We start from the raw sequence: 24,628 nt of genomic DNA, 5'->3' as shown, positions 1-24,628 counted from the left end.
GCCCCTGACTGCTCATAACGTTAACTACTCACAGCGCGTACCAACATATTCTATGTAGGTAATATTCAGCCATGACCTTGGGGTTACTGTGTGTGTAAATTTAACGCATCATTATTTCTAGATCTATTTATTTAAAGTAAATCAAACAGTAAAGCTTCAACATCAACTCAACACGTTGTCGATATAAACTAGCAGATTAAACCCTATACTGACGATGATAAAATATAGCTCACCACGGCAACATCAAAAGTAAACTGCATTCAACAATACAATCAGCGACTGACGTTAGCCTTTATGGTTCTCTGAACCATTGCCATCAGCATCAAAAATAACTTATTGATTCAAAGAAATAATATTAAATGCTATGTTGAAAGTATTATAAATATGTTCAGGATAACAGAGAACATTATGACTCAATATCGACCTCGTTCAGCACGAGGAAATTTGTTCACCTTAGGCCAACACTACGGCCAATCGCTGCTGGGGGCACCGCTGCTTTACTTCCCTGCCCCCACGTCATCTGTGAACACCGGGTTGATTATCGCCGGCACCCATGGCGATGAAAGTGCGGCCATTGTTGCCCTTTCCTGCGCGTTACGCACTATTGCCCCGGAACAACAGCGCCATCATGTGGTATTAGCAGTGAACCCGGATGGTTGCCAATTAGGGTTACGTGCTAATGCCAATGGTGTTGATCTTAATCGCAATTTCCCGGCAAAAAACTGGCAACCAGGCGAGACGGTTTATCGCTGGAACAGTGCCGCTGATGCACGTGATGTCCGGTTATTGACGGGCGAACACGCAGGTTCAGAGCCAGAAACACAAGCTTTATGCGCCTTGATTGAGCAACTTGCTCCCCGCTGGGTCGTCTCATTCCATGAGCCGTTGGCCTGCATTGAAGACCCTGATAGCTCTGTGCTAGGGGCTCGGTTGGCAGCCAATTTCGCATTACCGCTCGTTAACAGTGTCGGTTACGCCACACCGGGGTCATTTGGTAGCTGGTGCGCTGATCGCAATTTGCCGTGTATCACCGCAGAATTACCGCCAATTTCCGCCGATGCGGCCAGTGAATGTTATCTGGCTGCATTGGTGGATTTACTCACGTTGGCGGATTAAACCGACAAATCGATCGCCCCTGTTGAGAAGTGCAACCCACCCTCAATGTCCTGTTCCAACCATGTCGGGCCGTCGAGATCAACAAACCGCGCGCCCGGTGCCAGTGGCAAGGCCGCTCGTATGGCGCGGGAAGTACACAACATGCAACCGAGCATAATGGCAAATCCCTGTGATTTTGCCTGCTCGGCTAGCAATAACGCTTCGGTTAACCCGCCACTTTTGTCCAGTTTAATGTTTACCATGTCATAGCGGCCAACCAGTCCGGCTAAATCCGCCCGCGTATGGCAGCTTTCGTCAGCACAAATCGGCAACGGATGAATAAAATTCTGCAAGCTATCATCTTCACCGGCCGGTAGCGGCTGTTCCAGCATCGCCACACCTAAATCTGCCAGTAACTGGCAACGGGCAACCAGCCCTTCGGTTTGCCAGGATTCATTGGCATCCACGATTAAGGTCACTTCTGGCGCAGCACTGCGGATCGCCACTAAACGCTCAGCAATAAGATGGTCATCAAGTTTTATTTTCAACAATCTGGCGCCAAGATGTGCCAATGCACTGGCACTGTACGCCATCGCTTCTGGCGTGCCGATACTGACTGTTTGAGCCATTGAAATATGGGGAATAGCCGTGGTCTGGCTCATATGCCACAAACTTTGCTGGCTCTGTAAACATTCCAACTGCCACAGTGCACAATCCACCGCATTCCTGGCGGCCCCTGCGGATAATAGCGGCTGTAAATCCTGCCGTGAAATGCCACCTTCTATGGCATTAACAACCAAGGCGAGCTGTGCCATGACCGATGATTCACTTTCACCATAATGTGGATATGGCGTACATTCGCCGCAAGCCAGGATGCCGTCCTCTTCAATCTCGACGACCACCACTTTGGCTTCGGTGCGGCTACCACGGGAAATAACAAACGCAGAATGTAAAGGCCATGCCTCAGGGTAGAAACGCATTGTTCTCAATTATGGCTCCTTGGCAAAATTCGGGTTTGAGTATCAGACGTTAGAACCTAACGTAAGCGAAATCTCAATTATTTAGCAAATTTCTCATATCCAAGCCGCCATTGTTACCTTAAACTGAACTTCGTGTTACACATCTGTAAAAGGGATCAAATAATGACACAGACCGTACATTTTCAAGGCAATCCAGTGACTGTTGCAGGTCAACTGCCACAAGCTGGCGATAAAGCAAAAGACTTTACTTTGGTTGCGAAAGATTTATCTGATGTTGCCCTGAGCAGCTTCATTGGCAAACGTAAAGTCCTGAATATCTTCCCAAGTATTGATACCGGCGTTTGTGCGGCATCGGTACGTAAATTCAATCAATTGGCTGGCGAACTTGAGAACACTGTCGTTCTTTGTATCTCCTCTGACCTGCCATTCGCTCAATCACGCTTTTGCGGTGCTGAAGGCCTGAGCAACGTAACGACCTTATCAACGCTGCGTGGCGCCGATTTCAAACAAGCTTATGGTGTGGCCATTACCGAAGGCCCATTGGCTGGTTTGACTGCGCGTGCTGTGGTGGTTCTGGATGGGCAAGATAACGTTATCTACAGTGAACTGGTTAACGAAATCACCACTGAACCAAACTATGATGCCGCCCTGGCAGCATTGAAGTAACTGGTTAACTTGGGTTTAACTAATCCGGAGCATTAACTCAAAACGGCTGGCCCATCTGGGTACAGCCGTTTTTTAATACAATCCGTTTTTAATACAATCCATTTATAGCAACGTATTGCTCTGTTGCTTACTCTTCTTCGCTGTTATCACTGACTGGCCGCTTACTGCTTAAACCATATTCGCGCAACTTGTTGGCAATCGCGGTATGCGAGACGCCAAGGCGCTTGGCCAATTTACGTGTACTGGGATAATTACGATAAAGACGGGTCAGCACTGAGCGTTCAAAGCGTTTGCTGATGTCATCAAGCGAACCATCAAGCACTTCGTCCCCCAGTACGGCTTCAACTTCGAACTCCGGCAAGATAATGTCCTGGGGCCGTAGTTCGAAACCGTCCAATTGGGTCAGAGCGCGATAAATGGCATTTTTCAACTGCCGTACATTGCCGGGCCAACCATAATTAGTCAGAAAACTGCTCAGTTCAGGAGCCAACTTCGGCCGTGGCACGCCTTGTTCGTCCGAAAAGCGGGCAACGAACAATTCGGTCAGTGGCATGATATCAGCCTGACGCTCACGCAATGGTGGCAAGGTGATAGTCAGCACATTAAGGCGATAATAGAGATCTTCACGAAACTCACCACGCTGAACCAACTCCACCAGGTTCTTTTGCGTGGCGCAAATAACCCGAACATCGACATGCACTTCATGTTCTTCCCCGACACGGCGGAAGGTACCATCGTTTAGGAATCGCAACAGTTTGATTTGCATGCGTGGCGACATTTCGCCGATTTCATCCAGTAGCACCGAGCCACCATTCGCCTGCTCAAAGAAGCCTTTTTTACCTTCGATGGCATTCGGGTAAGCCCCGGCTGCATAGCCGAATAGCTCGCTTTCTACCACATCGTCCGGCATTGAAGCACAATTAAGGCCAAGGAAAGGCATTTTCCCGCGCGGGCTACGCAAGTGACAGGCGTGAGCCAAGAGATCTTTACCAGTACCGGTATCACCGACCAATAGCAAGGGGGCATCCAGCATCGCCAATTTACGGGCTTGCTCAAGCACTTGGCGCATCTTAACGCTGGTGGCAACAATCTGTTTAAATTCAGTATCATCGTTAACTGATAAGATTTGTAACTGTTTACCCATGCGCGCCGTGGATTTTAACATCACCACTGCACCCACTGTTTGGTTCTGCTGATGCTCGTCTTCAAGCTCGATGGGGGTTATCTCCATCAGGTAATCCTGATTGTTGATCAACACCCGTTCGGTATGAGGCGCGGTTTCCCCCCCTTCAAACCAACGGGCAAAGTTATATCCCCCGAGCAGGCTGCCGGCAGTTTTGTGGCGAATACGCTCCTCATGAAGGGAGAAAAGCTCACGGGCCGCAGGGTTCGCTAACTCAAGATTACCTCTTAAATCAATGGAGAATACCGGTTCTGGCATCGATTCAAGTAACGCTCGCAGCGCGCGGTGTTCACGTTCTGATGGCATAAAGGAGACGGTTCGAACGTCTGTTACCCCCTCGATACGTCGAATATCCATCATTAAAGCACTGAATACACTGAAATCCAGTTGAGAAAAGTTCAGGTAAATACGCCCTATCGGATCAATTTCGATCCCCCGTAAATCAATGCTGCGTAAAACCAAGAGATCAAGTAACTCTCTGGTGAGACCGAGTCGGTCTTCACAAAAAACTTCCAAGCGCATCAGTATCGACCTTATATAGTGCAGGTGCGGAGTCTCTGCTTATGATAATACCCTGTCCCCCCTTGCTGATGAAGCAGTCTGTCAGCAAAAGTTGACAGGAATCGGGTTTTTGCTGATTTTTTCCCCGACCAATACTAGCAAGGTAAGATTTTCAGCGCCTGTGCGCTATACATCTAGCGAGTTATTAGTTTTTATAAGAATAATTCAGAATAATATAATGCCTGACTGTATCAGTCCCTTCGTCAAGGTGAGGTGACACTTTGCATTCCATCGGCCAACTGGCTATAGTAGAGGTAGCCATATGACCGAGGAGGTTACATGAGAGCTTATCAGCCTACCCCCACAACCAAGGCAGGGGCGCTCTGGCGTGAAATTGGTTTGCCGGCCAGTCGTGGCACGGTATTGGTGGATAGCATCAAATTGGGTTTTTCTGTCGATGTCATCGATAGCATCCATCTCTGGGCGTCCATACCTAAATCTGAAGTATTGCGTGCTACCGGTATTCCCAGCCGTAGTCTAACCCGCAGACGCACCCATGATGGCCGTTTCACACCGGAAGAAAGCGAGCGAATTGCGCGTTTCGTGCGAGTAATGGATGCCGCCGTTGATCTATTTGGTGGTGATAAAGGCAAAGCCATCGTCTGGATGTCGACGCCAATTAAGGGGCTTGGGCATCGCAGCCCTGACTCACTGCTGGAGACCGAAACCGGCGCACTAGAAATCTGTGATTTAATTGGCCGGCTGGAACACGGTGTATTTTCATAGCTGAGTGCCAGGAAGGATAAAAGTTCTATAGGGAAGATGACATGGATAAGTTCACAATTACTAGCAACCCGACGGGGCAATACTTATGATGCTCTATCGCATTGTGATGCGCCGTTATCTTGCTTCAACCTGGACCGGCTATGGCGCTGAAATCTATGGCGGCCGCTGGAATCATAAAGGCCACGCTGCCATCTATTTAGCCAGTAGTGTGTCACTGGCAATGCTGGAAACACTGGTGCATATTCAAGACAGCTCAACACTCAGTGAGTTTGAATTATTTCAAATTGAGATTGATGATAGCAATATCATGCTGTTACAGCCACAGGATTGGCCCATTGACTGGCGTAACGACCCCGCACCTGTCGCTACGATGGATATCGGCACCGAGTGGTTGGCATCAGAATCATCAATTGGATTACTGGTCCCGTCCACACTGGTGCCATCAGAACACAATATGCTGGTCAACCCACGCCACAAAGATTTTCAGACCTGTTTGAGTACCGCTAAAACACTCTCCTTCGCCTTCGATCCGCGATTGAAATAGCCAACCGGCTATGGCTTAGCTTGGTCTTTTTTCGGCAGCGTATTTTTCAATTGGCTAATCAACTGGCGGCGAAAATCTCCCAGTTTAGGTTTATCACCATCCAGCCATGGCAACGGGCGACATAGCTCCATCGCTTTGATACCCAGTCGGGCGGTCAGTAGCCCCGCCCCGATCCCTTGCGCCGCACGAGCCGATAAACGCGCGGCCAAATCCTGTGACAACCAGTCCATACCCACTTCTCGTACCAATTCGGAAGCCCCGGCAAAAGCAATGTTCAGTAACACTAAGCGGAATAACCGAATTCGGCTGAAATATCCCAATTCGATACCATACAAAGCAGCAATACGATTAATCAGACGAATATTACGCCAGGCGATAAAGGCCATATCCACCAACGCCAGAGGACTGACCGCAATCATTAATGCTGATTCAGCAGCGTAGCGGCTAATTTCTGCCCGTGCCTGATTATCCAGTGCTGGCTGTACCAGTTTGGCATATAACTCAACCACTTCTCGATCGTTATGCGTCTCATGCAAGGACGCCTGCCAACGTTGCAGTGCCGGATGCCCTTGATCCAGTCCGGCCTGACGCGCCAGTTTTTCACAAAAGGTGCGCCCTTGCCCGATACCGTGACTCACCAAGAGTTCACGGGCGATATCTCGCTCTTGTGCCCGCTGGCGTAAACGGTATAAGCGCCGCCACTCGGTCAACACCGAACCAACTCCGGCCACCACAATCAGCCCACCGGCAGTCGTTGCCCCCAGTGCTATCCAATCCTGCTGCTGCCAAGCCTGATTAACCCATTGCACTGACTGGGCAATTACACTGACACCAAAGAGTGCCAGTCCGGCCGTCACCATTTTGCGCCACAGACTGCGTTTGGGTTTCAGCGCAGCATTCACCAACCCTTCCACCCGCCCTTCTTCATCTTCAGCGTCTAGTTCAGGTGCCGCAGGGTAGAAGTTCTCCGCGGTTTGTTGATCAAAAGCCTGTGCTGCTTTTAATACTGGCTCATCAAGAGGCTGCAAAGGCTGTTCAAAATCTATCCGTGGTTTCAACGGCTCACTCATCGCAACTTATCTCCCAATAAGAACTCCATCACTGCATCCAGCCGAATATGGGGCAATGGGCTATCAACATTCACCGCTTGTGGACGAAATTCATCAAAATGAAAACCCTGTTGCTGCCAGAATGCCGGACCAGGCAAACGCGCCGGGACATCCCCCGGGAATACCGTCAGCGGTACACCATCCAGTAGGCGATGGCCACGCAATGCAGGGATTTTTTGCCCCTGATGTTCAACTATGCCACTTTCTGTCGCCTGTACCGATGCTAGCCCAACACAATCCATACTGATCCCTTCGAAAGCAGCATTTTGCCAGGCTTCCTGCACCAATTGCTGGAGTAACGATACTAGATTCGCGTGTTGATCCGCCGTCACGTGATCCGCTTTAGTCGCCGCAAACATCAGCTTATCGATACACGGCGAGAATAAGCGACGGAATAACGTTCGTTTTCCGTAATGGAAACTCTGCATTAATTGTGTCAGAGCCAGGCGCATATCGTTGAATGCCTGCGGCCCGCTGTTCAAGGGTTGCAAACAATCCACCAGCACAATTTGTCGATCAAATCGGACAAAATGTTCTTTATAAAAACCTTTCACCACCGAGTTGCAGTAATAGCTAAAACGGGTGCGTAACATACCCAAATTGGAATGTTTATCCGCCTGCGCCAGCCGTGATTCACTCAGTTCATTCACCTCCGGCCACGGGAAAAACTGTAGTGCAGGCGCACCAGCCATATCACCAGGCAGGACAAACCGCCCGGGTTGAATGAAATGCAGGCCTTCATTCTTGCAGCGAATAAGATAATCGGTATAGGCCTGTGCAATGGCCGCTAGCTGGTTTTCGTCTGCCGGTGCTAACGGATCACACTGCTGACACAATGTTAGCCAAGGTTTGGCCCACTGTGCGCGATCCCCTTGTAGTAGACCAGCCATCTGGCGGGACCAGCTTAAATAGTCCTGTTCCAACATAGGCAGGTCCAGTAACCATTCACCGGGGTAATCGACAATCTCCAAATAAAGTGTCGATGTCTCTTTAAAGTGGCGCAAAAGCGAATCACCAGAACGAAAGCGCAATGCTAAGCGAATTTCACTGACGCCACGGGTTGGGGTTGGCCAGTTTGGCGGTGTGCCATATAAAGACGCCAATCCTTCATCATAGGTAAAACGTTGAATACCCAAATCACGCTGCGGTACCCGTTTTACACCCAGTAGCCGCTCTTCGCGCACAGCCGAAAACAGCGGTAAACGTGCACCGCTGTGGACATGAAGTAATTGATTCACTAACGAAGTAATAAAGGCAGTTTTCCCGCTGCGGCTCAAGCCGGTTACCGCTAATCGCAGATGGCGATCCATCCCACGATTAACCAAAGACGTAATCTCATTTTGCAGTCGTTTCATGCTTCTCCTTGGCAAATTGGCCAGCAGCTGCCTGCATTGCGCGTTTTAACATTGGCTCGAGCAGCATCAGCAGCAACCAACGCAGGGGCTTGCGGCTCACACTCTTTACTATCAAGCCAGCCGCACTGGCTGGGCCATAGGCCAATGCAACAGTAAAGATAATTTTAACCAGTGACGTTAATACTACACCTGCACGTGAACGGGCGGGATTATTGTTCATCTTTTGCCCTCCGGCAGGCTGTATGGATAGGTAAGTAACATCTATGGGCAACATTCCCGGCTGCAATAATTGGTAACACTACAACTGGCGAAAACGGCTCTGGACACCAAAAGTCTCAGAGGTGACATAGCGCTCTACCTGGCGCAAACGCTGTTCCCCGGCGCCCAACTCAAACTCTAGTTGATCCAGCAGCTGACGAGGCGTTGCTTCATGCTGCCCATTAAAACTGGCTGCGGGGACCGGTTCCAGTATAAAAGTCAGTACGATATAGGCCGCGATAGTGAAAACAAACAAACCAAAGAACAGGGATAACACCACCATCACCCGAATCAATCGTACTGGAATATCAAAATAGTGGGCCAGACCAGCACACACCCCTTTGATCATGCCCTCTTCTGGCACCCGGTACAGTTTTTTGCCACTTAACATATTATTTTTAAAAACATCGCCCATTATGACTGCCTCCAGTTCGGATGTTGCGCATCAAGAATTTCTTCTAATGTTTGAATCCGTTCCCGCATCCGGCGAGCATCATCAGTTAACTGTGATAGGCGCTGCATATCCTGATGACTAAGCTGAGCGCCACTTTGCTGGCGATTGCTGTAATGCAGCCATAACCAAATAGGTGCGACAAACAGCACAAAAATGGTCAGTGGTATGGCAAGAAACAGGATACTCATTCGTTCCCCTTAATCATCTGGCGCGGGTATCCGCATTTTAATTATGGCAGGCCGCTTTATTGCTTACGGCCCGCCCGATATATTTTCGCCCCTAAAGCGATAAAACAGAGCAAAAGATAGGGCTTACGCAAATGGGTCAAGACCATTACTCAGCCGAATTCATTTTCGCTTTCAGTGCGGCCAACTGGTTACTGATTTCATCATCTGCTTTCAGTTCAGCAAACTGGCTTTCCAGCGACTTTTGTTTGCCGACCCCCACAGTTTCAGCCTCAGCTTCCATATGGTCAATACGCCGCTCGAATTGCTCAAAACGTGCCATAGCTTCGTCGAGTTTCCCACTATCGAGCTGGCGGCGCACATCGCGAGATGACGCAGCAGCCTGATGGCGCAGGGTCAGCGCCTGTTGTCTGGCGCGGGTTTCAGTTAGCTTACTTTCCAACTCGCTAATTTCATGTTTCATGCGGCTCAGTGTTTCTTCTACTGTGGCCACTTCACGGGTCAGTGTATCAATCAATGCAGCAACTTTTTGTTTTTCAATCAGTGCCGCGCGGGCTAAATCTTCTTTATCTTTACGCAGAGCCAGCTCGGCTTTTTCCTGCCACTCTTGCTGCTGACTTTCGCTGTGATCGATGCGACGCAACAACTGTTTTTTCTCAGCTAATGCGCGGGCAGATGTTGAACGAATTTCGACTAGTGTATCTTCCATTTCCTGAATCATCAGGCGTACTAACTTTTGTGGATCTTCCGCTTTATCTAGCAATGTATTGATGTTGGCATTCACGATATCGGCAAAGCGTGAAAAAATACCCATAATGTATGTCCTCTTTGACTTAATGGCTTTCTGAAATAGCGGCGTCTGGTTGCATCCATTCGCCTAACTCTTGTGGAATAACTATTATCAAGAGTCGTGCCAACTTTTCATTAGTTTTAATAAGTTGAAAAATAACAAAAAAATATTTTCTGCTTAAATTAAGATAGAATGTAAAGTGAGTGTTTTAACTAACTATTGGCGAATTTCATCATGAGCGAGCAATTAGAAAACCTGTTAGGCGAAGCAAACTCTTTTGTTGAAGTGCTGGAGCAAGTTTCCGGGCTGGCAAAGTTGAATAAGCCGGTGTTGGTGATTGGTGAACGAGGCACCGGTAAAGAGCTGATTGCGCACCGGTTACATTATTTATCAAACCGTTGGCAGGGGCCATTCATCTCACTTAACTGTGCCGCATTGAATGAAAACTTACTTGACTCAGAATTATTTGGTCATGAAGCGGGGGCGTTTACCGGTGCGCAGAAGCGCCATCTGGGGCGTTTTGAACGAGCAGATGGGGGTACGCTCTTTTTAGATGAACTGGCAACAGCGCCTATGTTAGTGCAGGAAAAATTACTGCGTGTGATTGAGTATGGTCATCTGGAGCGCGTTGGCGGCAGTCAGCCGTTGCAAGTGGATGTCCGGCTGGTTTGTGCTACCAATGACAATTTACCCGCTTTAGCGCAGGCAGGTAAATTCCGCGCCGACCTGCTGGACCGGCTCGCCTTTGATGTAGTGCAACTACCACCGTTACGTGAACGTCAGCAAGATATCATGTTACTCGCTGAACACTTTGCCATCCAGATGTGTAGAGAGTTAGGTCTGCCGCTATTTCCCGGTTTTACGCCACAAGCTAAACAGCAACTACTGGATTATGACTGGCCGGGTAATGTGCGGGAGTTGAAAAATGTGGTGGAACGTTCAGTTTATCGCCACGGGAATAGTGACCAATCACTGGATAATATCATTATTAATCCTTTCGCACCCCGACAGCCTCGTGAAAACAAAGCGCCGCAAATGGCAGACGTTCACGTTTCTGAACTTTCTCAATTGCCTCTCGACCTAAAGCAGTGGTTGCAAAACAGTGAACAACAAATGTTGAAACACGCTTTGGAACAGGCGCGGTTCAATCAACGCAAAGCGGCGAGTTTACTCGGGCTAACCTACCATCAGTTACGTGGCATGTTAAAGAAACATGCTATTTTAAGCGGTGATATCGGTCAGTAGAAAAGAATTAGCTTCTCATTTCGTTCAGTGCAGAGGATAATAACCGGCTGATCTGAGCGAAAAGCTAATGAACCCCCTCCAGCCCCCGTAGATATTTACCTTTAACACAGACATCGACAGGGAGATTAATTAAGTAAGCGGCTTGTGCAAAACTGGATAGCCCTTTCGCTCCATTACCATTAACTTTATCTTCTGCTATAGTTCCATACCATTTATCATCTATTTTAATATTAATCGCATTAAGCGACATATCATCCGGTCGCCACATAATAGTCGCATTATATTTTTTAATTATCTGATTATAAATCATCATGCTGTTATCAGCATCACATTGTGATTTTAAATCTCCAGGTTTAGTCGCCAATACCGAACTACAAAATAACACAATGGCCCCATAAATAACCACCTTCATAATATAACCTCTACATATTAGGAATATTAACTTTATAAAATAGCGATTAACTTAAACATTCTGCCATGACCTCGATAAATTGAATCTATACCCCGCTTGTGGTTCGTTGACTTCATACTGCCAAAACACGCCCTGACCATCGGTCTTATTCCCATTCTTAACATCCAGACTCGCATTATATTCAGAGTCGACGGTATTATTAAAGCATTGCGATAAGGATTCGCACTGGCACTCGATCGTGTTTGCCGATACAAAGGGTTAGGCATAAACTCATTAGCGATAACTTTGCCCTGACGCAACAGGTATGAAGTTGCTGACATAATTTGTTCTCCTAAAATTCTGCTATGCGCCATCCATTCCGATAAGAACGGCGAATAGCGAAAAATATGGTGAAGCTCCTGTTGCATACCACTCGCCCCCACGCGTAATATAAAATTCAATGTATAATCTGCGCTATACATATTACTATCAGCCCTTATCTGATAAAGATAAACCAGTGCATCACTGCCTATTGTCGTTTGTGTTTTTTTCAAAACTCTCTCTAAATAATTATAAGCAAATATTTTATCGGCTGTAGTGGAAATAAATATACTATCCGCTGATGTGGCATGGTCACCACGGCAACTTCTGCCACTAAGGTGTTCTACTACAGAATCATTATCACCTAAAGAGTGAAAACCCTGACTGAATATCTCTTGATAATCGCGGGTATCAACACGCCAAACAATATCCGGCGGTTTAGCCCAACCACTCATACTTATTATATAAGAAATAAACAATAAAACCATTAATTGACATCGTTTCATAACGCCACCAGACTATATAAATACAGTTTCAGCACTAATATTTTTCATTTATTAATATAGCAATGGATGTATTGATTTCATAATACAAAAAAACTGAGTGCACACAGGATAAATATCATTATCATTTATAATTAAATCGTGATCGAACGTCAGTACACATAACATATGAAAGGACCAGGCGACGCCAGGCAAAAAAAAAGCCAGCACCCGAGCTGGCTTAAAAAACACTGGAAGCAATGTGAGCAATGTCGTGCTTTCCTGTCTAAAACCAGAAGCTACTGGCCTTATCTCGAAGAGCAAAATGATGATAATGGTTATCAATAGCACTTGCAAACACTTTGTTGAGAATTTTTCTCATTCCCGCACTGATTATGATGGAATTATACTCAATTACAGCATCGAACACCGCCGCCGCCGCCCATTGCTCTCACTACATCCTCGCGTATAAACAACAATTTGCTGTTTATTCACCTCGATTGCTGCAACAACCAGCAGACAGTGCAGTTGTTTTACTCAATGGATTGGGGGGAGTGTCAGATTACGGTACACTAAGAGTATTGCTTACTTACTGCGAAGCGTTTATGCGTGCTTTACTTATTTGCTTGCTGTCGTTGTCTTGCCTTGCGACATCAGCGCTGGCGCAACCCGCCCCGGCCCCTCAACCCGCTCAACCGCTGCCGGATATCCGCCAACGTGGCTTCGTCTATTGTGTCAGCGGGATACTCAATACCTTTAATCCGCAGATGGCCAGTAGCGGATTGACCATCGATACCCTGGCAGCACAACTTTACGACCGCCTGCTGGACGTTGACCCGTATACCTACCGTTTAATCCCTGAACTAGCTGAAAGTTGGCAAGTGCTGGATAACGGCGCGACATATCGTTTTCATTTACGTAAAGACGTCTCCTTCCAGACCACCGATTGGTTTACCCCAACCCGGATGATGAACGCAGATGATGTGATATTCAGCTTTCAGCGGGTATTTGACTCACAACACCCCTACCACCATGTCAATGGTGGCGAGTATCCTTACTTCGACAGTTTACAATTTGCCGACGCAGTGCAAAGTGTCAAAAAACTGGATGATTATACGGTTGAATTTAAGCTGAAGGCTCCAGATGCCTCCTTCCTTTGGCATCTGGCTACCCATTATGCACCAGTACTCTCTGCCGAGTACGCCGACGTGTTGACCCAAAAAGGCCGACAAGAGCAGATCGATCGTGAGCCTGTGGGGACCGGTCCCTTCTTGTTGAACGAATATCGCTCCGGGCAATACATTCGTCTGTTCCGTAACAGTGATTATTGGAAAGGTTTACCGCGCATGCCGCAGGTGGTTATCGATCTGGGTGCGGGTGGTACTGGCCGCTTATCCAAACTACTGACCGGCGAGTGTGATGTGTTGGCCTATCCAGCAGCCAGCCAATTATCCATTTTACGAGATGACCCTCGCCTGCGTCTGACACTGCGCCCAGGGATGAATGTAGCTTATTTGGCATTCAACACCCGTAAGCCACCACTCAACGATCAGCGGGTGCGGCAGGCGATCGCATTATCGATTAACAACCAGCGATTAATGCAGTCAATCTATTACGGTACCGCTGAGACCGCAGCGTCTATTTTACCTCGTGCATCATGGGCATATGACAATCAGGCCCAGGTAACCGAATATAATCCAGAAAAAGCTAAAGAGATTCTAAAACAGCTTGGATTGACTAATTTACAATTCAATCTATGGGTGCCGACCGCCTCGCAATCTTATAATCCCAGCCCATTAAAAACGGCGGAACTGATTCAGGCTGATTTGGCTCAGGTGGGGATTACAGTCAATATAGTGCCGGTCGAAGGCCGATTCCAAGAGGCGCGGCTGATGGAGATGAATCACGACCTGACGCTGACAGGGTGGTCGACAGACAGTAATGACCCAGACAGTTTCTTCCGCCCGCTATTAAGCTGTGCGGCAATTCGTTCGCAAACAAACTATGCTCATTGGTGTGATCCGGCGTTTGATGAATTGCTACAAAAAGCATTACGTTCCCAGCAATTATCCGCGCGTATTGAATATTATCAGCAAGCTCAGCGTATTTTGGAGCAACAATTGCCACTGTTGCCATTAGCATCTTCATTACGGTTACAGGCATACCGTTATGATATTAAAGGTTTGGTATTAAGCCCGTTTGGCAATTCTTCTTTTGCTGGCGTGTTCCGTGAGAGCAATGAGGGCAAAAAACCATGATTATCTTCACCTTACGCCGCTTATTACTATTAGTGATAACGTTGTTTATGTTGTCACTGGTCAGTTTTAGCCTGAGCTACTTTACCCCTCATGCGCCGTTAAATGGCGCATCCTTAATGGATGCTTACCGCTTCTATTTCAATAGCCTGTTTCAGTGGGACTTCGGGGTTTCTAGCATCAATGGTCAACCTATTAGCGAGCAATTGCGTGAAGCCTTCCCCGCCACCATGGAATTATGTGTACTGGCCTTTACACTGGCCCTATTTGTTGGTATTCCGCTGGGGATTATTGCCGGTGTGATGCGCGGGAAATGGGCTGATATCGCCATCAGTTCTGTCGCATTACTTGGTTTCTCAATTCCTGTATTCTGGTTGGCGCTGCTGTTGATGTTGTTCTTTTCACTGCATTTAGGTTGGCTGCCGGTTTCTGGCCGGTTTGACCTGTTATATCAAGTGAAACCGGTCACTGGTTTGGCTCTGGTCGATGCATGGCTATCACCTTCGCCGTATCGCAAAGAGATGATGCTCAGCGCTGTGCAGCATATGATCCTGCCAATCACCGCACTGGCGGTGGCCCCAACGACCGAAGTCATTCGCCTTATGCGCACCAGTACCGATGATGTTATTGGGCAAAACTACATTAAAGCCGCCGCCACTCGCGGCCTATCACGCTTTACCATTATTCGCCGCCATGTGCTGCATAATGCATTGCCGCCCATCATTCCAAAACTGGGGTTACAGTTTTCCACCATGCTGACGTTAGCGATGATAACCGAAGTGGTGTTTAACTGGCCGGGATTGGGCCGTTGGTTGATAAACGCCATTCGCCAGCAGGATTACGCCGCCATTTCTGCAGGGGTAATGGTGGTCGGGTCGTTGGTTATCGTCATTAACGTCCTGTCAGATATTCTGGGTGCAATGATGACACCGCTAAAGCATAAGGAATGGTATGCCCTTCGATAATGTCTACCGTGAGAAGAAAATGCCCAGCCCGTTGCTGTATACCTGGCGGCTTTTTTATGGCGATGCCTTGGCAATGGTGGGCTTCTACGGCGTACTCGCCCTCTTGGTGCTTTGTGTGTTGGGCAATACACTGGCACCCTATGCCCTTGACCAACAGTTTTTGGGCTACCAACTGCTCCCGCCCTCTTGGTCACGCTATGGCAACGTTTCGTTCTTCCTTGGCACTGATGATCTCGGCCGCGATATTTTAAGCCGATTATTGGCAGGAACCGCATCGACTTATGGCTCGGCACTGTTAGTCACACTGGCTGCGGCGCTGTGTGGCGTGATCCTTGGTGTATTTGCCGGTATCACTCACGGCTTTCGCTCCGCTATTCTTAATCATGTACTGGATACCCTGCTCTCTATTCCGTCGCTGCTGCTGGCCATCATTGTGGTCGCCTTTGTCGGGCCGAGTTTAGAACATGCCATGTTCGCGGTTTGGCTGGCACTGCTACCCCGAATGGTACGAACCATTTATAGCGCCGTACATGATGAGTTGGATAAAGAATATGTTATTGCCGCCCGTTTAGATGGCGCGTCTACCCCTCATATTCTGGCTTATGCTATTTTCCCCAATATTGCCGCTATTTTGGTCACTGAATTTACCCGGGCACTATCAATGGCAATTTTGGATATTGCTGCGTTGGGTTTTTTGGATTTAGGCGCACAATTGCCCTCACCGGAATGGGGAGCGATGCTGGGGGACTCACTTGATTTAGTCTATGTCGCCCCGTGGACCGTGATGTTGCCGGGTGGCGCGATTTTAGTCAGCGTACTGCTAGTTAACCTGTTGGGTGACGGCATGCGCCGGGCAATTAATGCGGGGGTGGAATAATGCCGTTACTTGATATTCGTAACCTCACCATTGAATTTATGACCTCTGAAGGGATGGTCAAAGCGGTTGATCGCATCAGTATTACCCTGACTGAGGGTGAAGTTCGTGGTCTGGTGGGTGAATCCGGTTCAGGTAAAAGTTTAATCGCCAAAGCTATCTGTGGGGTCAGTAAAGATAACTGGCGCATTACCGCTGACCGTTTTCGCTTTGACGACATCGATCTGTTGCAATTGACCCCACGCGAACGACGCAAGGTGATCGGCCATAATATCTCGATGATTTTTCAGGAACCGCAATCCTGTCTGGATCCCTCAGAAAATATTGGTCAGCAATTGATACAAGCGATACCGGGCTGGACCTATAAAGGTCGCTGGTGGCAACGTTTTCATTGGCGCAAACGGCGGGCAATTGAGTTGCTGCACCGTGTAGGGATTAAAGACCACACAGATATTATGCGCAGTTATCCCTATGAGCTGACTGAAGGTGAATGCCAAAAGGTGATGATTGCCATTGCACTGGCTAATCAACCTCGGCTGCTTATCGCCGATGAACCTACCAATGCCATGGAACCCACCACTCAGGCACAAATTTTCCGTCTGCTGGCGCGACTTAATCAGAATAACAACACCACTATTTTGCTGATAAGCCATGACTTGCAGATGATGAGTAAATGGGCGAATCGGGTTAACGTGCTGTATTGCGGCCAAACTGTGGAAAGTGCCGTTTGCGAAGACCTGCTGGCCGCCCCCCACCACCCTTATACTCAGGCGCTGATCCGTGCCATGCCCGATTTTGGCCGCTCCCTGCCACATAAAAGTCGCTTAAATACCTTGCCTGGGGCTATTCCATCACTGGAGCATTTGCCCGTTGGCTGTCGTCTTGGGCCTCGCTGCCCTTATGCGCAAAAAACCTGTATTGAAACACCGCGCTTGCGGCTGGTAAAAAACCACGCCTTTGCCTGCCACTTCCCCTTAAATCTGGAGGAGCAATAATGGCAGAGACTCTGCTCGAAGTCCGTAATCTGAGCAAAACCTTCCGCTACCGCACCGGGTTATTTCGTCGTCAGCATGTGGAAGCAGTCAAATCGGTCAGTTTTACTTTACGCGAAGGCCAGACCCTGGCGGTGATTGGTGAGAACGGTTCCGGTAAATCCACCTTGGCAAAAATGCTGTCGGGCATGATTGAACCAACGGATGGTGAATTGCTGATTGACGATCATCGCCTGTCCTACGGTGATTATGCTTACCGCAGCCAACGTATCCGTATGATTTTTCAGGATCCGAGCACCTCACTTAACCCGCGTCAGCGCATCGGCCAGTTGTTGGATGCGCCACTGAAATTGAACACTGATTTAGACGCGGTGGCTCGTGAGCAACGAATCTATCAGACCTTGCGGCAAGTGGGATTACTGCCCGATCACGCTAACTATTATCCGCATATGTTGGCGTCCGGCCAGAAGCAGCGTATCGCACTGGCACGGGCACTTATCCTGCAACCTAAAGTGATTGTTGCCGATGAAGCACTGGCGTCTTTGGATATGTCCATGCGCTCACAGATTATTAATCTGATGCTGGAATTACAGGAAAAACATGGCATATCTTATATTTATGTCACCCAGCACTTAGGCATGATGAAACATATCAGCGATCAGGTGATTGTGATGCATGAAGGAGAAGTGGTGGAGCGTGGTAGCACGGCCGAGGTGCTGGCATCCCCGCTGCACGATCTGACTAAGCGGCTGATTTCCAGCCACTTTGGTGAAGCTTTAACCGCCGATGCCTGGCGGCGGGACTCAGGCCATTTTTAGGCGGGTTTTCTGCCCTGCCATTTACCTCCACGATCACCCATTCCGCGCTCACCTCAGCGCGGATTTTTTCCTGCTTCTTTAGTCATTTATTCGCTAACGTAACAACATTTTTGTTATATATAATAATATGTTATTACTTTTAGTTATGGATTATGGTTTAACATTATTTTATCTCGCAAACTCAATCAGTAATGATATCCACTGTGTTCATTCCATAAAACAACAGGATATCTTGCCGATGTTGATACCGACTACTTTGCTATGCTCCCGGTCCGATACCGCACTACCTACCCTTGTCACTGATTCGCTCTCGGTTTATAGCCAAACGGTGCTTACAACCTCTTTATCGTTAACCTGGGCGCGTTGCTGTCCCTAACGGAGGTCATCATGGTGCAATTTCGACAACAGGATAATGCCCATTGGTATCATGAAACTCAACGCAGCGGTAACCCGGAGATCTACGCCGCCCCCGTCACCGAGGAGAGTTACAGTGCTAATAGTTGTAATGGCGATAATCTGCTGACAAATGAGAACAGCATTGAACAGGGTATCTTTTTGCTTGGCTTAGCCGATACTATTCCCGCCCGATTAGATGACCCGTTACGCCAGCATGCGGCGATTTTGTCTGCCTCAGATGCAATGTATCAGGCACTTTTCCCGCTCACTGTCGAGCTGAACCGAGACCACACCTTTTCACTGTATGACCGCTTAAGTACCGCACTGACGGTGGCACAAGTTACCGGGGTTCAACGGTTGTGCAGCCATTATGCCGCCCGCCTGACGCCACTTTCCAGCCCGGACGCATCGCGGGAAAGTAATATGCGATTGACACAGATAACACAATATGCCCGTCAACTGGCCAGTCAGCCGACATTAATTGATAAGCATGCTTTGCAACAACTCGCTGATGTAGGTTTAACCGCTACAGATATTATTGTTTTATCGCAGATTATTGGTTTTGTTAGTTATCAAGCCAGAGTAGTGGCAGCCCTTTGTGCACTCGCTGGATATCCTACGGTAATATTGCCCGGTTTTCCGCGCATGGAAGATGCTCCCGCAGGCTTGATAGCGTCATCTGTAGCGCAATGGCAAGGTTGGTTACCCTCAAAGACAATCAATGAGGTCATTTCATCTGAGCCATCGTCAGATGACGCAGAGATAACCCTCAGTGAGTTGCTACAACACCATCAGCAAAGTCTGCTCGCGTACCGCACCATTATCACCCGCCAACATTATCCTCCGTTGCTGCCACCTGATTGGCTGGCATTGGTGGCGTTGGTGACTGCGCGCATCAATGGCAGTCGCTACTGTCTGGCTATCCATAAACACCAATTGCACCAATTAACCCCTAACACCACATTGATAACGTCACTTGACGCGGGGATTGATAACGCTTTGGCGACTCAATCTGATGAGCAGATTATCCACTGGCTTATCTATGCCGCAGCCGAGTTGACTCGCGCACCAGAACGCTTTAGCCATCAACATATCAGTCCATTGTTAGCTCTGGGTGTCAGTAATCAGCAACTGGTGAGTATCATCTTCGACACCGCCGCAGCCGGATGGACCAACCGGTTAAGACAAACGCTGGGGCAAGCTGTTTGATACTCGCCCGCAATTGCGGATTGCAGTGTTTTAGTCGGTAGCCAACCACGTTTTAGCGACATCAAAAAAGTGCTGGGCCAGCGGTGTAACTCGCCCTGGTTCAGCCACCACGACAGCAGCATGCCGACTCATCTTCAAAATATCCACCGGCCGCCGTTGCAGGTCGGGTGACATATCCTCAAGTAGACTACCCTGCGGGAACAAGCCACAGCCTAAACCGACAAAGATTCCTTGTAACAACTGAAAGATAGAAGTACTTTCCAGCCGCACATGCAGCGGCAGACCGGCATCACGAAAACTGTTATCCAGATAGCGGCGGAAGTAACGGCTGGGTTCAGCCAGGCAGAGCGGCAGTTGTGCTACCTGGGCCAGTGCCAGCGGCTCAGTCCCCATCAAATCAGGGAAATGTCCGGGGTGAAACACCAGGTCAATGCCCCCGTCAACTAGCGGTTGTACCTGAAAATGCAGCTCATTCAAGGTGGTCAATTCAAAAAAACCAATGCCCACATCGACCGAGTGACCGGTTAAAGCTTCCAGTAATTGGTCAGCACTTAACACTGAAACACGGTAATCCAGATGGGGATAGCGTTCACTGGCACTTTTAAGTAATAGTGCCAACGAGATACTGCATTGTGGTACTACACCAATACGCAGCGTGCCGTTTAAACCATGTTTAAGGGACTCCACCTCTAACTTTAGCCCTTGATAGACAGAGACAATCTCTCTGGCCCAGGCTAATACGCGCTCACCTTCGGCGGTAAATCCTTCGAAATTATTACCCCGGTTTATCAGTGCCACCCCCAGTTCCCGCTCCAGGTTTTTCAGACGCATCGACAATGTTGGCTGGCTGACAAAGCTGGCCTCAGCCGCACGACCAAAATGGCGCTCGCGCTCCAGATTACAGAGATAGACCAGTTGCTTGATATCCATACAGATACTCAGATTTTCATGATTCTATCCAGTATACCATCGTCCCTTGGTGGCATGTTTTGCCGTGCTGGCCTTTTTCGCGCGAAAAATTTACACAGCTATCTGATCCAGATCCCATTTCATCTTTCAACTCAGGCATTTTACTGATTAACATTTGAACGAAATTTGGATAATTTCAGATTATTCACAATAACCACAATATTGAATTGTTTATTCACTCACATCTGACCATATAAACCACTAACCAATCAAATAGCAGAATATACCACCAAATAAAATCAGTTCAGCTTTTAATCAAAACAAAAAATCGTCAAACAGCTAAAACATAAACGTTAATACTGCATAACATTTGTAACATGGTCGCATAGCCCTGCCTGAGATATATGTAACAGAATATTGCAAAAGCCTTGTCTCGTTGACAAAGATAGTGAACATTAACCGCCGCTAAACATCTTATAACAATGCAAAAGGATGCCGGTTCGCGCATTCACTTTTGTCTCTCCCACCATTTGTGGTCGGTAGTGAAAAACAGAGGTCCCCGTGTCAACAGCAAACAACAGTCAACAGCCACCCAACAGTGAGCAATCCGAAAGCATCAGTATGAATGCTTTCAAACAACCAAAAGCATTTTACCTGATCTTCTCTATCGAGCTTTGGGAGCGCTTTGGTTATTACGGCCTGCAAGGGATCATGGCCGTCTATCTGGTAAAAATGCTCGGGATGAGCGAAGCCGACTCCATCACCTTGTTCTCATCCTTCAGTGCACTGGTCTATGGCTTTGTGGCCATCGGTGGCTGGTTAGGCGATAAGGTGCTCGGTGCCAAACGTGTCATCGTACTTGGTGCATTAACGCTGGCAGTTGGTTATGCCATGATTGCCTACTCCGGCCATGACATTTTCTGGGTTTATCTGGGTATGGCGACCATTGCGGTTGGTAATGGTTTGTTCAAAGCCAACCCATCCTCTCTGCTGTCAACATGCTATAACAAAGATGATCCGCGTTTAGACGGCGCATTCACCATGTACTACATGTCCGTCAATATCGGTTCATTCTTCTCTATGCTGGCCACCCCATGGTTAGCCGCGAAGTATGGCTGGAGCGTCGCATTCTCACTGAGCGTAGTGGGTATGTTGATCACCTTGGTAAACTTCTGGTTCTGTCGTAAATGGGTAAAAAATCAAGGTTCAAAACCTGACTTTGCACCACTACAGATTAAAAAGTTACTGATGGTATTGGTGGGTGTGGTTGCACTGGTCACGCTGTCAAGCTGGTTGCTGCATAACCAAATAGTGGCACGTTGGGCGTTGGCATTAGTATCTCTGGGCATCATCTGTATCTTTGCCAAAGAGACCTTCTCTCTGCATGGCACTGCCCGCCGCCGAATGATTGTGGCATTCTTACTGATGCTGGAAGCGGTGGTGTTCTTTGTGCTGTATAGCCAAATGCCAACGTCGCTGAACTTCTTTGCTATTCATAACGTTGAGCATTCAATCTTTGGTATTACCTTCGAACCAGAACAGTATCAGGCGCTGAACCCGTTCTGGATCATGGTAGCCAGCCCAATACTGGCGGCTATCTATAATAAGATGGGTGACCGACTGCCAATGCCACACAAGTTTGCTTTCGGTATGGTGCTCTGCTCTGCGGCCTTCCTGGTTCTACCATGGGGTGCCAGCTTCGCCAACGAACATGGCATTGTGTCCGTTAACTGGTTGATCCTGAGCTACGCATTGCAAAGTATCGGGGAACTGATGATTTCGGGCCTCGGCCTGGCGATGGTTGCGCAGTTGGTACCTCAGCGCTTGATGGGCTTCATCATGGGTTCATGGTTCCTGACGACAGCAGCAGCAGCCCTGATCGCCGGTAAAGTTGCAGCATTAACTGCGGTGCCAAGTGATATTACTGATGCCCATGCATCACTGGCAATCTATAGCCATGTATTTATGCAGATTGGTATTGTCACTGCCATTATCGCAGTATTGATGATGCTCACTGCACCAAAACTGTATCGCATGACTCTCGCACCAACAGAGAGTAATAAAGCGACCCCAGTAACCGCCGCATAATTGCCCGGCAGGATAAAGCACGCGTGCTAAGCACTTTATCCTGCCAACTCCCACGTAAAACTCAGACAGCCTGTCGTTTGGCGAGAATAAGTCCTAAATTCAATACTTATTTATCAGACCATACCGCCAACTGATAGCCATCCGGGTCGGTAAAGTGGAAACGACGCCCGCCGGGGAAAGTAAATATCGCCAGCACAATAGAGGCTCCCGCTTCTTCCAACCGTTTTTGCGTCTGTTCAAGATCATCAGCATACAAAATGATTAACGGCCCACCGTTGGGCTGAACGTCACTCAGGGTGGTGAAGCCACCGGTCAGTCGGCCATCGGTAAACTCACAATATCCTGGGCCATAGTCAGTAAAGCGCCAATTGAATACCTTGCCATAGAAATCCTTCGAGCGAGCAATATCACCGACGGCAAACTCTATGTTGTCAATTCGACTATCATTTCCCTGAATACCCATAAACGGCTCCTGATTAAAATACCTGATTAATTCACTGATTCATCTTAAACATTTACTGAGATGATGAATATCACTCGCCTTATCAATGATAACTTCATCACATTATTTGTGCGCAAAAAATAAACTATACTGATAACAGACCGCACAGCGTTAACCCCATTTTGAGCGATATCAGAATGAAACCCGTCTGTTATTTGCGGTCAATAACCGGCAAGGAGGTGATTTATGATAAACCATGTATGGGGGCTTCTGACCCGTCCTAGTCAGGAATTGCAGCAAATTAAACGCGAGGGGGAAAGTGTCCGCCACCTGTATGCCCATCACGTCCTTTTAATGGCTGCCATTCCCGTGATTTGCGCGTTTATCGGCACCACACAAGTGGGCTGGAACTTTGGTGATGGTCAGATAATAAAACTGGCTCCCCTTACCGCACTCTATTTTGCCATTATTTTCTATGTTTTGATTTTGGCGGCGGTAGCTCTCATGGGACGAGTGATTTATTGGATGGCCCGCCGCTATGAGAGCCGGCCTAGTTGGCAAAGCTGTACCTTATTCGCCGGTTATGCTGCAACGCCCATGTTTTTAGGTGGCGTGGTTGCCCTCTACCCGATTATCTGGTTGTGCTTATTGGTTGGCATCATTGCACTCTGCTATGCAGGCTACCTGATGTATTTGGGCATCCCCACCTTCCTGAATATAGACCGACAAGAAGGTTTTATCTTCTCCGGTTCCACATTTGCTATCGGCGTGCTGGTATTAGAGTTACTCCTTGGTCTGACTGTATTGCTGTGGGGTTACGGTTCACGGCTATTATGACCTCCAAACCTTCCCTTCGTTAACACCGCTCCTGATAACATTTACAGAGAGCGGTGGCTGTTACTCCGTTGGTTCTCGCTTTATTAGCTTTGACTGGGGCTAATATCAGGCTTTTATGGTGATTAATGTCGCCCAGATCGCAATCTCTTACATCCACACGCAGGATAAGGTTGTACACTGAGTAAGACTGATGCAAACAAGGCGAAAAAAATGAAAAGGCTAACATTAAAAGAAATGACCGAAAGTGAGCAACGTGACGTCAAAACGCAACTCGATAGAGCCAGAATAAATTTAGGAAGGGCTTTAACCAATTCAGAACAGAATAAAGTAAGAGAAGAAGCAATAGATAAAATCATGAACGCTCGGGAACAAGTCGCCAAGTTAACCCGCGTAGAAAGAAAAACCAAAAAAACCGCACCAAGTACCACCACTTTTAGCTGGTCCGCATCGATCAGCACTCGCCCACCACGGTAACTGATTTCCACTGCCTGATAATAA

At 48.0% G+C, this 24,628-nt stretch carries 27 protein-coding genes and 1 pseudogene; 16 read left to right on the top strand and 12 right to left on the bottom strand.

Annotation, left to right across the window (positions count from 1 at the left end):
• Positions 1-408: 408 nt before the first annotated feature.
• A complete protein-coding gene (locus tag A6J66_005135; protein PNM23634.1) occupies positions 409-1,116 on the top strand; it encodes a murein peptide amidase A in 708 nt (235 codons plus the stop codon).
• Here A6J66_005135 and A6J66_005130 read toward each other — a convergent pair.
• Positions 1,113-2,084 (bottom strand): L-Ala-D/L-Glu epimerase, encoded by a 972-nt coding sequence (locus A6J66_005130; GenBank protein ID PNM23633.1) that lies wholly within the window; start codon positions 2,082-2,084, stop codon positions 1,113-1,115. The two genes, A6J66_005135 and A6J66_005130, sit on opposite strands and share 4 nt — an antisense overlap.
• 153 nt (positions 2,085-2,237) lie before the next feature.
• Between A6J66_005130 and A6J66_005125 the strand changes: the two genes are divergently transcribed.
• On the top strand, positions 2,238-2,741 hold the full coding sequence (locus A6J66_005125) for a thiol peroxidase (GenBank protein ID PNM23632.1): 504 nt from the start codon (positions 2,238-2,240) through the stop codon (positions 2,739-2,741).
• Between the two features lie 127 nt (positions 2,742-2,868).
• On the opposite strand, the gene A6J66_005120 is transcribed toward A6J66_005125, so the two are convergent.
• Complete coding sequence (locus tag A6J66_005120) at positions 2,869-4,446, bottom strand: transcriptional regulator TyrR (protein PNM23631.1); 1,578 nt, start codon at positions 4,444-4,446, stop codon at positions 2,869-2,871.
• A 318-nt stretch (positions 4,447-4,764) separates the two neighbouring features.
• Between A6J66_005120 and A6J66_005115 the strand changes: the two genes are divergently transcribed.
• Entirely contained in the window at positions 4,765-5,211 is a 447-nt protein-coding gene (locus A6J66_005115; protein PNM23630.1) for a DUF2384 domain-containing protein, read from the top strand.
• 85 nt (positions 5,212-5,296) lie between these two features.
• Complete coding sequence (locus tag A6J66_005110; GenBank protein PNM23629.1) at positions 5,297-5,755, top strand: hypothetical protein; 459 nt, start codon at positions 5,297-5,299, stop codon at positions 5,753-5,755.
• Positions 5,756-5,763: 8 nt separating this feature from the next.
• Here the strand turns inward: A6J66_005110 and A6J66_005105 are convergent, their stop codons facing one another.
• From A6J66_005105 to A6J66_005080, 6 genes are all read right to left on the bottom strand, one after another.
• Positions 5,764-6,825 carry a TIGR01620 family protein gene (locus A6J66_005105; GenBank protein ID PNM23628.1) on the bottom strand — a complete coding sequence of 354 codons (1,062 nt, stop codon included), beginning with the start codon at positions 6,823-6,825 and terminating at the stop codon, positions 5,764-5,766.
• Positions 6,822-8,219, bottom strand: a complete 1,398-nt coding sequence (locus A6J66_005100) for a hypothetical protein (GenBank protein PNM23627.1) — start codon at positions 8,217-8,219, stop codon at positions 6,822-6,824. Before A6J66_005100 ends, A6J66_005105 begins: the two co-directional genes overlap by 4 nt.
• Positions 8,200-8,439, bottom strand: a complete 240-nt coding sequence (locus tag A6J66_005095; GenBank protein PNM23626.1) for a phage shock protein D — start codon at positions 8,437-8,439, stop codon at positions 8,200-8,202. The genes A6J66_005100 and A6J66_005095 overlap by 20 nt, the downstream gene beginning before the upstream one ends.
• A gap of 78 nt (positions 8,440-8,517) precedes the next feature.
• Positions 8,518-8,868, bottom strand: coding sequence for an envelope stress response membrane protein PspC (locus A6J66_005090; protein ID PNM26898.1), 351 nt, complete (start codon positions 8,866-8,868; stop codon positions 8,518-8,520).
• Positions 8,869-8,891: 23 nt separating this feature from the next.
• Positions 8,892-9,119 carry an envelope stress response membrane protein PspB gene (locus A6J66_005085; protein PNM23625.1) on the bottom strand — a complete coding sequence of 76 codons (228 nt, stop codon included), beginning with the start codon at positions 9,117-9,119 and terminating at the stop codon, positions 8,892-8,894.
• A gap of 145 nt (positions 9,120-9,264) precedes the next feature.
• Positions 9,265-9,930: a phage shock protein PspA gene (locus A6J66_005080; protein PNM23624.1), complete on the bottom strand. Its 666-nt coding sequence runs from the start codon at positions 9,928-9,930 to the stop codon at positions 9,265-9,267.
• A 210-nt stretch (positions 9,931-10,140) separates the two neighbouring features.
• Between A6J66_005080 and A6J66_005075 the strand changes: the two genes are divergently transcribed.
• Positions 10,141-11,151 (top strand): phage shock protein operon transcriptional activator, encoded by a 1,011-nt coding sequence (locus tag A6J66_005075; protein ID PNM23623.1) that lies wholly within the window; start codon positions 10,141-10,143, stop codon positions 11,149-11,151.
• A 64-nt stretch (positions 11,152-11,215) separates the two neighbouring features.
• Here the strand turns inward: A6J66_005075 and A6J66_005070 are convergent, their stop codons facing one another.
• Positions 11,216-11,563: a hypothetical protein gene (locus A6J66_005070; protein ID PNM23622.1), complete on the bottom strand. Its 348-nt coding sequence runs from the start codon at positions 11,561-11,563 to the stop codon at positions 11,216-11,218.
• A gap of 32 nt (positions 11,564-11,595) precedes the next feature.
• The gene (locus tag A6J66_005065) at positions 11,596-12,369 is read right to left on the bottom strand and encodes an enterotoxin (GenBank protein ID PNM23621.1); all 774 of its coding nucleotides are present in this window, start codon (positions 12,367-12,369) and stop codon (positions 11,596-11,598) included.
• A gap of 190 nt (positions 12,370-12,559) precedes the next feature.
• Here A6J66_005065 and A6J66_005060 point away from each other — a divergent pair.
• From A6J66_005060 to A6J66_005025, 8 genes and pseudogenes are all read left to right on the top strand, one after another.
• Positions 12,560-12,817: pseudogene (locus tag A6J66_005060) on the top strand (hypothetical protein).
• A 133-nt stretch (positions 12,818-12,950) separates the two neighbouring features.
• Positions 12,951-14,603, top strand: coding sequence for a peptide ABC transporter substrate-binding protein SapA (locus A6J66_005055; GenBank protein PNM23620.1), 1,653 nt, complete (start codon positions 12,951-12,953; stop codon positions 14,601-14,603).
• Positions 14,600-15,565 (top strand): peptide ABC transporter permease SapB, encoded by a 966-nt coding sequence (locus A6J66_005050; protein PNM23619.1) that lies wholly within the window; start codon positions 14,600-14,602, stop codon positions 15,563-15,565. The genes A6J66_005055 and A6J66_005050 overlap by 4 nt, the downstream gene beginning before the upstream one ends.
• The gene (locus A6J66_005045; GenBank protein PNM23618.1) at positions 15,552-16,442 is read left to right on the top strand and encodes a peptide ABC transporter permease SapC; all 891 of its coding nucleotides are present in this window, start codon (positions 15,552-15,554) and stop codon (positions 16,440-16,442) included. Before A6J66_005050 ends, A6J66_005045 begins: the two co-directional genes overlap by 14 nt.
• On the top strand, positions 16,442-17,434 hold the full coding sequence (locus A6J66_005040; protein ID PNM23617.1) for a peptide ABC transporter ATP-binding protein SapD: 993 nt from the start codon (positions 16,442-16,444) through the stop codon (positions 17,432-17,434). The genes A6J66_005045 and A6J66_005040 overlap by 1 nt, the downstream gene beginning before the upstream one ends.
• A complete protein-coding gene (locus tag A6J66_005035) occupies positions 17,434-18,249 on the top strand; it encodes a peptide ABC transporter ATP-binding protein SapF (GenBank protein ID PNM23616.1) in 816 nt (271 codons plus the stop codon). The genes A6J66_005040 and A6J66_005035 overlap by 1 nt, the downstream gene beginning before the upstream one ends.
• Positions 18,250-18,376: 127 nt before the next feature.
• Positions 18,377-18,625 carry a hypothetical protein gene (locus A6J66_005030; GenBank protein PNM23615.1) on the top strand — a complete coding sequence of 83 codons (249 nt, stop codon included), beginning with the start codon at positions 18,377-18,379 and terminating at the stop codon, positions 18,623-18,625.
• An 11-nt stretch (positions 18,626-18,636) separates the two neighbouring features.
• Complete coding sequence (locus A6J66_005025) at positions 18,637-19,854, top strand: hypothetical protein (GenBank protein PNM23614.1); 1,218 nt, start codon at positions 18,637-18,639, stop codon at positions 19,852-19,854.
• A 30-nt stretch (positions 19,855-19,884) separates the two neighbouring features.
• Here the strand turns inward: A6J66_005025 and A6J66_005020 are convergent, their stop codons facing one another.
• Positions 19,885-20,784, bottom strand: a complete 900-nt coding sequence (locus A6J66_005020) for a LysR family transcriptional regulator (GenBank protein PNM23613.1) — start codon at positions 20,782-20,784, stop codon at positions 19,885-19,887.
• A gap of 540 nt (positions 20,785-21,324) precedes the next feature.
• Between A6J66_005020 and A6J66_005015 the strand changes: the two genes are divergently transcribed.
• Complete coding sequence (locus A6J66_005015; protein ID PNM23612.1) at positions 21,325-22,851, top strand: dipeptide/tripeptide permease DtpA; 1,527 nt, start codon at positions 21,325-21,327, stop codon at positions 22,849-22,851.
• Between the two features lie 106 nt (positions 22,852-22,957).
• Here A6J66_005015 and A6J66_005010 read toward each other — a convergent pair whose 3' ends face one another.
• Positions 22,958-23,314 (bottom strand): VOC family protein, encoded by a 357-nt coding sequence (locus A6J66_005010; protein PNM23611.1) that lies wholly within the window; start codon positions 23,312-23,314, stop codon positions 22,958-22,960.
• Positions 23,315-23,539: 225 nt separating this feature from the next.
• Here A6J66_005010 and A6J66_005005 point away from each other — a divergent pair, with 225 nt between their 5' ends.
• Both A6J66_005005 and A6J66_005000 read left to right on the top strand, forming a co-directional pair.
• Positions 23,540-24,130, top strand: coding sequence for a YIP1 family protein (locus A6J66_005005; protein ID PNM23610.1), 591 nt, complete (start codon positions 23,540-23,542; stop codon positions 24,128-24,130).
• Between the two features lie 210 nt (positions 24,131-24,340).
• Positions 24,341-24,604, top strand: coding sequence for a hypothetical protein (locus A6J66_005000; protein PNM23609.1), 264 nt, complete (start codon positions 24,341-24,343; stop codon positions 24,602-24,604).
• Positions 24,605-24,628 lie beyond the last annotated feature (24 nt).

It is taken from the genome of Yersinia enterocolitica (assembly GCA_002082245.2).
In the GTDB taxonomy this organism is placed as follows: Bacteria; Pseudomonadota; Gammaproteobacteria; order Enterobacterales; family Enterobacteriaceae; genus Yersinia; species Yersinia enterocolitica_E.
This window is presented reverse-complemented; position numbering and strand designations above follow the sequence as displayed.